The 12586-nt window shown below is 74.5% G+C and carries 7 protein-coding genes; 4 read left to right on the top strand and 3 right to left on the bottom strand.

Going from position 1 to position 12586, the window contains the following annotated elements; genetic code table 11:
• The first annotated feature begins 90 nt into the window (after window positions 1–90).
• Entirely contained in the window at window positions 91–1116 is a 1026-nt protein-coding gene (locus ACIRFH_RS26995) for a DUF2510 domain-containing protein (RefSeq protein WP_403525927.1), read from the top strand.
• A 146-nt stretch (window positions 1117–1262) separates the two neighbouring features.
• Here the strand turns inward: ACIRFH_RS26995 and ACIRFH_RS26990 are convergent, their stop codons facing one another.
• Window positions 1263–1874: a TetR/AcrR family transcriptional regulator gene (locus ACIRFH_RS26990; RefSeq protein ID WP_403525924.1), complete on the bottom strand. Its 612-nt coding sequence runs from the start codon at window positions 1872–1874 to the stop codon at window positions 1263–1265.
• Window positions 1875–2122: 248 nt separating this feature from the next.
• Between ACIRFH_RS26990 and ACIRFH_RS26985 the strand changes: the two genes are divergently transcribed.
• Window positions 2123–3004 (top strand): phosphatase PAP2 family protein, encoded by an 882-nt coding sequence (locus ACIRFH_RS26985; RefSeq protein WP_403525921.1) that lies wholly within the window; start codon window positions 2123–2125, stop codon window positions 3002–3004.
• Complete coding sequence (locus tag ACIRFH_RS26980; protein WP_403525918.1) at window positions 3001–3939, top strand: hypothetical protein; 939 nt, start codon at window positions 3001–3003, stop codon at window positions 3937–3939. Before ACIRFH_RS26985 ends, ACIRFH_RS26980 begins: the two co-directional genes overlap by 4 nt.
• Before the next feature lie 3 nt (window positions 3940–3942).
• On the opposite strand, the gene ACIRFH_RS26975 is transcribed toward ACIRFH_RS26980, so the two are convergent.
• Window positions 3943–5997: a phosphocholine-specific phospholipase C gene (locus ACIRFH_RS26975; protein WP_403525915.1), complete on the bottom strand. Its 2055-nt coding sequence runs from the start codon at window positions 5995–5997 to the stop codon at window positions 3943–3945.
• Window positions 5998–6170: 173 nt separating this feature from the next.
• Between ACIRFH_RS26975 and ACIRFH_RS26970 the strand changes: the two genes are divergently transcribed.
• Window positions 6171–7466: an MFS transporter gene (locus ACIRFH_RS26970; RefSeq protein ID WP_403525912.1), complete on the top strand. Its 1296-nt coding sequence runs from the start codon at window positions 6171–6173 to the stop codon at window positions 7464–7466.
• An 80-nt stretch (window positions 7467–7546) separates the two neighbouring features.
• Here the strand turns inward: ACIRFH_RS26970 and ACIRFH_RS26965 are convergent, their stop codons facing one another.
• A complete protein-coding gene (locus ACIRFH_RS26965; protein ID WP_403525909.1) occupies window positions 7547–12562 on the bottom strand; it encodes a DNA-binding protein in 5016 nt (1671 codons plus the stop codon).
• Window positions 12563–12586: the final 24 nt, after the last annotated feature.

The raw sequence follows: 12586 nt of genomic DNA, 5'->3' as shown, positions 1-12586 counted from the left end.
GGTCCCCGGCGGTGCGTCAACGTGCGGACGGGCGGGGGCGGTCGCGGGGTCTCTCATCCCGCTTTCACCGACGCCTCATACGGTGGGGCCATGACGCAGGTGACTCCTCCCGGGTGGTACCCGGACCCCGGGCAGACAAGTGACGGTCCCGCCACCGAGCGCTGGTGGGACGGCAAGGCGTGGACGGACCAGGTCCGTCCCGCGGGGCCGTCCGCCGCGTGGACGCCCGGGACGCCGTCGGCGGCCGGCGCGGCGCCCGGCCCGCATGCCCCCGCGCCCGGGCCGTACGGCGCGGCGCCCGGGCCCTGTCCGGTGCACCCGGGTTATCCGGGGTATCCCGTCCAGCCGCCGTCCGCCCGGCGGCGCGGTCTGCGCACCGGGATAGCCGTCGCGGCGGCCGTGACCGTCCTGGCCTGCATCGGCGCCGGTGTGTACGTGCTGGCCGACGACGGCTCGACCAGTGACAGCGCGGGGTCCCGACAGCAGGAGGGGCCCGGCTCCGGCGACGGGAACGCCCCCTCCGGGGGCCCGGGCGGCGGCGGGGGCAGCCGGTCGCCCTCTCCGGACCGGTCTCAGCCGCCCACGATCGACAGCGGGTCGGTCCCGGACCCGGTCAGCGGGATCAGCCTGCCCATCCCGGACGGCTGGTCGGGGCAGCAGATGTCGGTCGGCGCGACGGTGACCTCCGACGACACGTACAAGTGCCCGGGCGACACCTCGGCGACCTGCACCAAGGGCGGCGCCTACTCGGCCCCCGCGATGGTGCTCGGCACCAAGGGCACCTCCGCCGAGGAGGTCGCGAAGGCGGACATCGCGGCGAACGCGGAGGAGTCGTACGGCGGCAAGTCCTACGGCGGGATCACCTCGCACCAGGAACTGGCCTCGAAGGCAGTGACGGTCGCCGGCCAGAAGGGTTACCTGGTCCGCTGGAAGGCGGTCACCAGCAAGGGCGCCGACGGCGTCGTGGAGTCGCTCGCCTTCCCGTCGCCTGCCGACGCGAAGCGCATCGTCGTCGTCCGCATCGGTGTCGACGCGGAGGGGCAGCAGACGGTCATCGACGACATCACCGAGGGCATCGAGGTGTCCTCCGGCGGCGGCAGCGGACAGGACGTCTGACCGTTCCCGGAACATCGGTCGGCCGGGTGGGGCGCCCTTCCGCTCAAAGGGCGTCCCACCCGGCCGGGGGTGCGCGCCGCCCCCGTCCCCACGGTGCGGCGCGGGCAGGCCACCGTCCAGTCATCCCGTGGACGGCGGCCTGAGTCTCAGGGCAGGCCGAGGGCCGGCAGGACGACGGCCTCCACGAACCGGACCAGGTACTCCGCGTCGGCGTACTCGCCCTCGATGACCGGCCGCATCCGCAGGGCGCCGAACATCTGCGCGGGCACGAACTCCAGCGCCGGGTGCCCGGCGGGGACCTCGCCGCGTTCGACCCCGCGCCGCAGGATCTCCCGCAGCGCGGCGATCTCCGGCTCGACCAGCGCCTCGCGCAGCGCGCGCTGGAGCTCCGGGTCCTGCATGACCGCGTGGCCGAGCGCCTGGAGCAGCGTGTCCTTCCCGGACCACTGGCCCGCGGTCCGGGCCGCCTGACGCAGGTCCTCGGCGAGCGACCCGGTGTCGATGTCGGCGAGGCGCACCCGACGGCTGGAGCGCAGGGCCGCCGCCACGAACTGCGGCTTGGTCTTCCACTGCCGGTAGAGCGTGGACTTGCTGCACCGGGTGCTGGCCGCGATGCCCTCCATGGTCACGGCGTCGTAGCCGCACTCACGGATCTGTTCGAGCACGGCGTCGAAGAACTCCTGCTCACGCTCGGGCGTGAGCTTGGAGCGGCGCGAGGTGCCGGCCGTCTCCGGTCGGTCCGCGGCCTGCGACGTCATGCTCTGCTCCTCACTCGCTTCAGCGGCACCGCGGCAAGGGTCGGGGGACCCGTGCTCCCGTGTGTCTCATGTCTATCGATACGCCAGTGTACCGGTACCCCAGCGTATCGGTACACTGGCGTATCGGAACGGGGCCGTATCGATGAGAACCGTCACACGCCCCCCGGACCGATGGCGTCGCCGCACCCGGCGCGTCGTGGGTCCGGCCAGCACGACCGCACGCACCACCTCAGCGAAGGGGCCCCGGGATGAATGCCCGCACCTGGCCTGCAGAAGCGGAGCCGGACGCGCCCGCGCGCCCGCCACTCGTCCGTGAGCTCCTGCTCGTGGCAGGGCTCTTCCTCGTCTACAAATTCGGCCGCGGGCTGGCGACGGGCCACACCGCCGAGGCCTTCCGCAACGCGCACCACGTGTGGGACGGGGAGCGCGCCCTGCGGCTGCCCGACGAGGGCACGGTGCAGTCCCTGCTGCTGCACGGCGACTGGCTGATCCACGTGGCGAACACCTACTACGCCACCGTTCACTTCCCGGCCACCGTGGTCTTCCTGGTCTGGCTCTATCTGCGGCGGCCCGCCCACTACGTCTGGACCCGCAGGGTGCTCGCCGCGCTGACCGGCGCCGCGCTGGTGCTGCACGTGGCCTTTCCGCTGGCCCCGCCGCGCATGCTGGACGCGACCGGTCTGATCGACACGGCCCACGTGTTCGGGCCCTCGGTGTACGGTCCGCCGCGCACCGACCACCTGTCGAACCAGTTCGCGGCGATGCCCTCGCTGCACTTCGGCTGGGCGCTGATGCTGGCGATCGGCCTGATCGTCGCCACCCGGTCGCGGTGGCGGTGGCTGTGGCTGCTGCATCCGCTGGTGACGCTGCTGGTGATCGTGGGCACCGCGAACCACTACTGGTTCGACGTGATCGTGGCGTCCGCCCTGCTCGGCCTCGCCCTCGTGGTCGTCCGCCCGCCGCGCGCGGCCCACGAGGCCGACGGGACCGACGGCACCCAGGGGACCGAAGACGCCGGCGGGTCCCACCGGCCCCGCCGTGCCGTGCCGCACCGGCTGCCGGTGCCCCGGCGGCGACCGGCCGCGCCGCGCGAGCCGGAGCGGCACGGGCTGGTGGGGGCGGGCCGATGAACGCCGCGCTGATCGCCGTCCTGTTGTCCCTGGTCTCCGCCGTCGCCTACGCCGCCGCGGCCGTGGCCCAGGAGCGGCTGGCCGCCCGCAGCTCCGGGGCGGGCGCGCTGCGGATGCTGGGCAGCGGTGCCTGGTGGTGGTCGGTGGCGCTCAACGCGTCGGCCGCGCTGCTGCACGTCGTGGCCCTCAAGTACGGCCCGCTCACGGTGGTCCAGCCGCTCGGCGCGCTCACCCTGGTCGCCGCGGTGCCGCTGGGGGCGCGGCTGGCGGGCCGCCGGGTGAGCGCGGTGGAGTGGCGGGGCACCGGGCTGACGCTGCTCGGTCTGGGCGCGCTGCTGCTGACGGCGTCCGGTCCCGCGCCCGACGACGTGCTGAGCACGCCGGAGGCGCTGGTGGTCGCCGGTGCGACGGCGGCGCTGATCGGCCTGCTGTCACGGCCCGGCGCCCGGCCGGGCCTGCGGCACGCGACGGCGTCCGGCGTCGCCTCCGGAGTCGCCTCGGCGCTCACCCAGACCGTCACGGTCGCCGTCACGGACCGCTCGGGTCCCCTGCTCAGCGTGCAGGTGATCGGGGTGGCGGTGCTGGTGGCGGCCTTCGCGGCGGGCGGGCTGCTGCTGTCCCAGACGGCCTACCGGGGCGGCCTGGGCGCGCCGCTCGCGGTGGTGACGCTGGCCAACCCGGTGGCCGCCGCGGTGATCGGGGTGTCGCTGCTCGGTGAGCGGCTGCGCGGTGGCCCGGCCGGGGTGCTGCTCGCGCTGACCGGTGCGGCGCTGGCCGGCTGGGGCGTGGTCCAGCTGAGCCGGGCCACGCCCCCGTCGCCCGGCGACCGGCGACCGGTGGCCGCCGCCGCGCCGGCGCCGGAGCAGGGGTCGGTGGGGGCGGAGCCGTTGCTGGTGCCCCGGCAGCCGAGGCCGCGGCATCTGACTCCGCTGTGACGCCTACACGGTGGCGATCGCCGGGTCGCTCACTCCCGGCCGCCCGTTCTCCACGTGCCCGGCGAAGCGCCGCAGGAACGCCGGGTCGCCGTCGGCGGTGACGGTGAGGTCGTACCAGCGCCGGCTCCTCGCCAGGCCGACGGTGTGCCGCACGGTGGCGCCGGAGCGCACGGTGATGGTCCTGGTGCGGCCGCCGTAGCCGTCGGCGAGCCGCAGGCGGACCGTGCCGGACCCGGCGTTGGTGAAGGTCAGCCGGACGTCGTCGCCGGTGTGCCGGGCGGTGACCTCGGGCCCGGCGGCCCGGTTCCCGCCCCGGAAGACCCGCAGGAAGCCGTTCGGGCCGTGCACGGTCAGGTCGTACGCGCCCTTCGAGTACACCGAGTTCCAGGTGTCCGCGATGCTCCTGCCGGCCTCGGTGGTGTACGTCCACGGGCCGTCGCCGCGGTTGCCGGAGGTGACGAGGAAGGCTGCCCCGGCCCGGGGACCGGAGGCGAAGGTGAGCGTGAATTTCCCCGCCGCCGCGTCCACGGCGCCGTCCACGTACGGGGCGTAGCGCAGCGGGCGGGCGGGGCGCGGACCGCGCTCCTGGCGGGGCATGTCCGGGTCGGCCGGGGGTGTCGGGCGGTAGTCGGGGTGGCGCTCGCGGTCCGGCGGCTCGTAGGCGTCGGTGTCCGGCAGCCGGGCGGGCCGGCTGTCCGGGCGGGAGAAGTCGAAGGCGGAGGTCAGGTCGCCGCAGATGGCGCGCCGCCACGGTGAGATGTTCGGCTCGCGCACGCCGAAGCGGCGCTCCATGAACCGGATGACCGAGGTGTGGTCGAAGGTCTCGGAGCAGACGTAGCCGCCCTTGCTCCACGGCGAGACGACCAGCATGGGCACGCGCGGGCCCAGCCCGTAGAAGCCCTCGGTGTGCGTGGCGCTGCCCGGGAAGACGTCGAGGGACACGTCGACGGTGGACAGGCCCTGCGCGGCGGACTTCGGCGGCAGCGGCGGCACCACGTGGTCGAAGAAGCCGTCGTTCTCGTCGTAGGTGATGAACAGGGCGGTCCGCGCCCACACCGCCGGGTTGGAGGTGAGCGCGTCCAGGACCTGGGAGATGTACCAGGCACCGTAGTTCGAGGGCCAGTTGGAGTGCTCGGAGAAGGCCTCGGGGGCGGCGATCCAGGAGATCTGCGGCAGCTTGCCGGCCTTGACGTCGGCGCGGAGCCGGTCGAAGTAGCCCTCGCCGTTCTTGACGTCGGTGCCGGTGCGGGCCTTGTCGTACAGCGGGTCGCCGGGCCGGGCGTTGCGGTACTTGTTGAAGTACAGCAGGGAGTTGTCGCCGTAGTTGCCGCGGTAGGCGTCGCCGATCCAGCCCCAGGAGCCGGCCGCGTCCAGGCCGTCGCCGATGTCCTGGTAGATCTTCCAGGAGATCCCGGCCTCCTCCAGCCGCTCGGGGTACGTCGTCCAGTCGTAGCCGCGTTCGTCGTTGCCGAGGACGGGGCCGCCGCCCCTGCCGTCGTTGCCGGTGTGGCCCGACCACAGGTAGTAGCGGTTGGGGTCGGTGGAGCCGATGAAGGAGCAGTGGTAGGCGTCGCAGACGGTGAAGGTGTCGGCGAGCGCGTAGTGGAAGGGGATGTCCTCGCGGGTCAGGTACGCCATGGTCGTGGTGCCCTTGGCGGGCAGCCAGCGGTCGTACTTTCCGTTGTGATACGCCGCCTGGCCGTCGGGCCAGCCGTGCGGCAGGCCCTCCAGGAACTGCATGCCGAGGTCGTCGGCCTCGGGGTGGAAGGGCAGCACCTCGGTGCCGTCGCTCTTGGCCTGGTGCCACACCGACTTGCCGCTGTCCAGGGTCACCGGATGCGGGTCGCCGAAGCCGCGGACGCCCCGCAGCGTGCCGAAGTAGTGGTCGAAGGAGCGGTTCTCCTGCATCAGGACCACGATGTGCTCGACGTCCTCGATGCTGCCCGAGCGGTGGTTGGCCGGGAGGGCGGCGGCCCGCTCGATGCTCGCGGACAGCGCGCTGAACGCCGATGTGGCGCCCGCGAGTTGGAGGAATCGGCGCCGGTTGACCTCGGGCATGGGATGGGAAGCCTCTCGCTTCGGGGATGTGGGGCCGTGCCGGACCGTGGCGGGCCGGTGACGGAACGCGCGCGAAAGAAGTGTTCCAGGGACACGAAACGTCAGGGAAGGGTCCGGTGGCGCTGATGTGAAAGTCGTCGGTACGTGAGGTGTGCCGGACCCGCCGGGCGGGGATGGTCGCGATCATGACAGGCATGGACACGGACTCCCCGCCCGCCCGACGGCCCGTACGCCAGCTGCTCGCCGCCTCGGTGGGCAACGCCGTGGAGTGGTACGACTGGTACGCCTACACCTTCCTGGCCACCTACATCGCGGATCAGGTCTTCCCGAAGAGCGCGGACAACTCGCTGGTGCCGCTGCTGTCCACGTTCGCGGTGTTCGCGGTGGGCTTCTTCATGCGGCCCGTCGGCGGACTGCTGATGGGCGCGATCGCCGACCGGCGCGGGCGGCGTGCCGCGCTGACGGTCACCATCCTGCTGATGGGCGGCAGCAGCCTGCTGGTCGGGCTGACCCCGACGTACGCGGCGGCCGGTGTGCTGGCGCCGGTGGTGCTGGTCGTCGCGCGGCTGCTCCAAGGGCTGTCGGTGGGCGGCGAGTTCGCGGCGTCGACGACCTTCCTGGTGGAGTCGGCGGGGCCGGGCCGGCGCGGCCTGTTCTCCAGCTTCCAGTACGTCTCGACGACCGCCGGGCAGCTCGTCGCGTCCGGTGTCGCCACCGTGCTGGTGGACACGCTCGACGAGGGGCGGATGAACGGCTGGGGCTGGCGGGTGCCGTTCGTGTTCGGGGCCGTGCTCAGCCTCGTCGGCTTCTGGATCAGGCAGGGCGCCCAGGAGACCCGCAGCGCCGAGCTGCGACGGGCGCCGAGGCCCGGACTGTTCGAGGCGCTGCGCAGCCATCCGCGCGAGTCGCTGCTGATCGGCGGGATCACGGCGGGCGGCACGATCGCCTACTACACCTGGACGTCGTACCTGCCGACGTACGCCGAACTCAACACGGGGCTGGACAAGTCGGACGCGCTGCTCGCCGGCACGATCTCGCTGGCCTTCTTCGGACTGCTCCAGCCGCTCGGCGGGCTGCTCTCGGACCGCTTCGGCCGCCGTCCGCTGCTGCTGTTCTTCGGCGTGGGGTTCGCCCTGCTGAGCGTGCCGCTGCTGCACGCGCTGCGCGACTCGTTCGCCGTGCTGCTGCTGGTGCAGTGCGCCGGCATGATCCTGCTGACCGGCTTCACCTCGATCAGCGCGGCCGTCAACGCCGAGATCTTCCCGCCCCGGGTGCGGGCGGCCGGCATCGGCTTCCCGTACTCGCTCACCGTCGCCCTGTTCGGCGGCACGGCGCCGTACGTGGGCACGCTGTTCAAGGAGCTCGGGCACTCCGGGCTCTTCCCCTGGTACGTCGCCGTGCTGTGCCTGCTGTCCTCGCTGGTGTACCTGCGGCTGCCGGAGACGGCGCACAAGGAGCTGGAGCGCTGACGGCCGGCGCCGTGCGGGACCACGGTGCACACCTGCCCGGAGGGACGGCCGCGTACCACGGCCGTCCCTCCGGACGGGGCTCAGCGGCGGCGCTTGCGCGGTCGCGGCGCCTCGGGTTCCTCCAGCTTCGGACCGCCCCCGTCCTGGACGCGCTGCCAGGCCTCGCGGTAGAGGGCGGTGACGGGCCGGGAGGGCACGACGACGCCCAGGACGGGCCTCTCGCCGTCGAGCAGGTCGTACAGCGGGAGCTTCCACCGCTCCAGCGGGAGGTGCGGGGGCGCGAGCCGGACCCACCCGCCGGGCAGGAACAGCGAGCGTCCCGCCTTGGGCCGGCTTCCCTCCACGACGAGGTCGGTGGCCGCGAGTTCGGCGCGGGCGGCGCGGAGCCGGGCGGTGCCGCCGCGCCGCGCGCCCCAGCCGGTCCAGCGCGCGGTGTTGCGGTCGGTGGGGTCGGGCAGGGCGAGCAGCATCAGGTAGAGGGCGGCGGCGTCCTCACCGAGGCCGTACCGCCCGGCCACCTCACCGACGAGGCCGGGCACGGAGCGGGCGGGGTCCTGCGGCCACCACAGACCGTCGGCGTCGCGCTCGCCGGCCACCGGGTCCCCGGGGTCGGCGAGCAGCTCGGCGAACCGCGGGTCGTGGACCAGACGCAAGGCCGTCTCCTGGGCGTTCGGCCGTTCGGCGGAGAGCAGGGCGGTCAGGTGGGGGCCGTCGCCCGTGGTGTCCAGCAGCGCCGGCCGGACGGCGGGGATCGTCTCGGGCCCCTCGGTGCCGAACAGCAGCGCGCCGTGGCGCACGACGTCGTCGCCGGTCTCGTCCGGTTCTCCGGCCGACTTCAGGAACGTCTCCCAGTCGGCCCTCCTGTCGAGGCGGAGCAGCAGGCCGGGGTGGGCCAGCCGGTCGCGCAGCGCCGTCCGTACGCCGGGCAGGGCGGCCCGGATCGGGTCGCCGGACGGGAGGCGGTGGGCGAGCCACGCGGCCAGGGCCACCGCGCCCTTCAGCGCGCTGTTGTCGAACCCGGGCGCCTTCTCGGCGGACTCGACCGTGTAGCGGCCGAAGGTCCAGGTCAGGTCGCGGGTCAGCCGGGGCTCGGCGGCCGGGTCGACGAAGCCCCGCAGGGCGTCGGCCGGTGCCCATCCGACGGGTTCGACGGTGCGGACCGCGTCGTGGAGCACCTCCTCGGGCAGGGGGGTGCGCCGGCCCAGCCGCTCGTTCCAGACCTCGGCCGCGCGGACGACGTCGGGACCGTGCGTCCACAGCCGGGACGGCTCGGTGGGCAGCAGCGCCGCCACGACGGCGCGCAGGGCGTCGATGTCCAGCGCCCTCAACTCGTCCTTGGCGACGCCCGCGTCGGCCGCCCTCACGCCGACGACCTTCAGGGTCCCCGAGGGGACTGAGGCGCGCTTGTCGTCGATCTGCGGCATGCCGGCCAGCACGAGCCGGGCCGTGGTGGGGGTGACGCCGGTGAGCCGGGCGAACTCCTCGGCGGCCTCGGGTCGCCAGGGCGCCGGGCCGCGCTCGGCCAGCTCGGCCCGGAAGGCCGCGACCCAGCCGGGTGGCCGGGTCGGCTCCGGCACGAACGGCTCCTTCGACACCAGGGTGTAGGGGGCGGGGACCTCGAAGCGGCCGGACGGGTCGTGGTACAGCACGCCGTAGTGCCTCCCCGGGACCCCGGCCGGGTCGTACTCGCCGACGAACCGGTACCAGTCGGCGGGGAAGAGCAGGAACGCGCCGCCGCCCAGGTCCAGCACGGCCGCCTTCGGGTAACCCCTCACGGCGTCGGGCCCCGTGAACAGGGCGCTGTCCAGGACCACACGGACCCGGCGCCAGTGGGCGGGGTCCAGCTCCGTCAGCTCGTGCGCGTCCAGTTCCGCCAGGTAGGCGTCGAGGGCCCGCCGGTGCTCCTCGACGGTGGCCTCCGAGGCGGCCCGCAGCGCCAGGACGACGGGCAGTTCGGGCAGGGCCCGCACGTTCACGCTCTCCAGCGAGTCCTGCTTGTCCAGGGAGACGTGCACGGTGCCCGCGGGGGTCCGTTCCGCCTCGCCGCGTGCCGACCGGGCGAGCAGCTCCGGCAGGGCGAAGACGTGGTGGAGGAAGTCGTAGAGACCGCGCTTGTCGCGTTCGGTCAGGCCGGTGCCGTTCAGCGCCGAGGAGAGCAGGCGGTCGCCGAGCGCGGGACGGGGTTCCTCCGGGGTGTCGCCCTGGACCGCCGAGTCCAGCCGGGCGAGCGCCGCGTCCAGGATGCGCTGCTGTTCGGCGGCGAACCGCACCACTCCGGTGATGCCCGTACGCAGGGCCTCGTGGCCGACCTGCGGCAGCAGCGTGCGGACCAGGCCGGGCAGCGTGTCCGGGTCGTCCGTCCCGTCACCGGGCGTCTGCGCCACGGCCGCCGCCAGCAGCGCCGCCGCGGTGTCCTCGCCGACCCGGCGGAGCGCCGCGGAGCCCTGCGGGTCGCGGGGCCGGAGCAGAGGCCAGTACCGCAGGGGCGGCAGCAGGGGGGTGCCCGCGCTGAAGGGGCCGGCCGCGTGACCGCCGGTGACCTCGGCGACCACCGCGCCCTCGGGATCGAGCAGGCGGATGTCGCTGAGCGACCACCGCGTCACGGCGAGGGGCCGGTCGCTGCCGGGGAACACCAGGACGTGCTCCGGGCTCCCGCCCGCTCCGGGCGGCACGACGACCGAGCGGCCGGCCAGATCCTCGCACCGCTGCGCACCGTCGGGCAGCGTGATCACCCGCCAGCCGAGCACCCCGTCCACCGGGGCGCACACCGGGCCCGGCTCGACGGAGGGGGCGGGCAGCAGCCAGGCCGTGCGGAGGGTGCTGCCCTCCGGCGCGGTGCGCAGGGCCTCGGCGAACCAGTCGGGCCGGCCGGGCTCTCCCACCGCGTCGTCGGCCGGGTCGTAGGCGTGCCAGGCGCTGTTCACGCCATTGGCCCAGTCGTTGACACACACCCAGTACGACGTGCCGTCGCCGATCACGGTCCGTCGCGGGGGTATGCCGACGGTGTCCCCCCGGCGCAGCACGCCGTGGCCGGTGGTCCGGCCGCCCCCGGGCAGGGGGAGGGAGGCGGGGGGCATGCCGTTCATGCCGCCGGTGCCGTCCGCCGCGCACACGTAGCCGTAGCGGACGTCGCCCTCGACCGGCACCGGTGACGAGGCGTCGGCGTCGGCGTCGGCGTCGTGCCAGTAACCGTGGGTGCTGGACGTGGAGAACGTGTACCAGGTGACGAGCAGTCCGCCGTCCACGTACCGGAAGTCGAGGTGCCACCGGTCCGCCCCGTGCGGGAGGCGCAGCTCGTGCGCGAGGACCGTCCCCTCCGGGCCGATCACGCGGACCTGGGTGCCGCTGTGGACGATCAGCTGCGGCCAGGCCTCGCCCACTCGCGTGGCGCGCGCCGCCTCCGGGGACTCGGGCGAGCCGACCGCCTCGTCCCAGGCGGGCCAGCCCAGCTCGTCGAGGATCCCGGTGCGCAGGGTGCGGGCGAGCGCCGGGGCCATGCCGGTGGCCAGTGCTTCGCGCACCGCCTTCCCGGCGGTCGCCAGCACCTCGCCCGGCAGCCACTTCAGCGTCTCGAACGGACCGGAGTACGGGGTGAACTCGCCCAGTTCCGCGGTGAGGTACCTCCGGCCGACGTCCGCCACCCACGCGGCGAGCATCGGTCGTCCGCCGGGCGACTCCGCCAGGGCGACGACGGTGCGTTTGTCGGTGTCCTCCCGCTCGTAGGTGGGGCAGCCGCGGCGGAAGGCCGGGCGGAAGCGGGTGTCGGCCTCCAGGGCGAGGAGATCGCGCCGCCGGTCGCGCGCCGCCCAGTCCCGGAGGTTGAGTCGCGAGCGCTCCTCGGGTTCGGCGACCGGGACGCGCAGGGCCAGGAACTGGTCGAGGAGGTCGACGTCGCCGACCGGGGGCGGCAATGTACCGCCGTCGGCGAGCAGTTCGGCGCGGAGCGTGCCGGCCATGCGGTCGACGAGCGGGTACAGCTCCGCCGGTGCGGGGCGCCCGTCGCCGGTGCGGCACAGGTCGAGGAACCGGCGCGTCCAGCCGGCCGTGCCGTCGGGGGCGCGCTCCTCGGCGGGCAGGCCGGCGTCGCACAGCCCGGCGGTGGCGCCGGACTTCTCCAGCAGGTCCAGCCAGTGGGGCAGTTCCTCCCGCTCCCACTCCGTGGGCAGCACGCCCAGCAGGGTGCCGCGGACGGCGGGCTCCCGCCGGGCCAGCTCCAGCAGGGCCGGACGGTGGGCCTTCCACCAGCCGAGGGGCGCCCGGGCGGTGCCGGGCAGGGGCAGCATCTCGCGCAGGTAGGCCCTCTCCTCGGCCGGGGCGTTCTTGCCCGCGACCGCCTTCGTCAGCCGGCGCAGGTCGGCCGCGCCCGGGCTCGACGGCGGCAGCCCGTGCACGGCGAGCCGTACGAAGAGACCGCGCAGGTGCCGGTACGCCGTCGCGGCCGGGACCCGGGACGACAGTCCCTTGGCATAGCCGGAGAGGACCTTGGTCGGCATGGCGTCGGCGAGGGCGAACTCGAGGAACACCGCGTCCATGCGCGCCTCGTCGAAGGGCAGCGCGTGCGCCGTCTCGGCCTTGCGCGCGTCGACGAACATCTGGGACGCGTAGGCCTTCTCGCCGGCGGCCAGGAAGACCCGGCCGGCCTGCTCGTAGAAGGTCGGCAGGAAGTGGGGGACGGAGCCCGCGAGCCGTTCGCCGATCGACTCGTAGGCGGCGCGGGCCCTCTTCGGCCGCGACCGCACCGTGCGCGCGACCTTGTTCATCTCCTCGGCGACGGACATGGCGAGGTGGCCGTCCGAGGGGTGACGGACGAGGACCCATTCGGGGAAGCCCATCGCCCGGGGCCGTCCGAGGCCGACCTCCACCGGCTCGCCCTCGGGTACGAGGCCGAGGAATCCGGTGCCCGGCTCCACGCCCTGGTCCACCGTGGTGAGGCGGACGACGGTCCGGCCGTCGAGGCCGGGATGCCGGTACGCCTGGGCGACCACGGGGACGGCCCGGTCGCCCGCCCCGGTGGTGCCCGGCGGCAGTACGGCACCGGCGCGCAGCAGTTCCTCCGTCGGTGCCGTCGCCCCGCCGGGTGTCGTCGCGTCGTTCATGAAGCGGTTGCCTTCCGTGGATGT

The sequence above is a fragment of the Streptomyces sp. NPDC093586 genome (assembly GCF_044764905.1).
Taxonomy (GTDB): domain Bacteria; phylum Actinomycetota; class Actinomycetes; order Streptomycetales; family Streptomycetaceae; genus Streptomyces.
The sequence above is the reverse complement of the archived record's forward strand: the minus strand, read 5'-3'. Positions and strand labels throughout refer to the sequence as shown.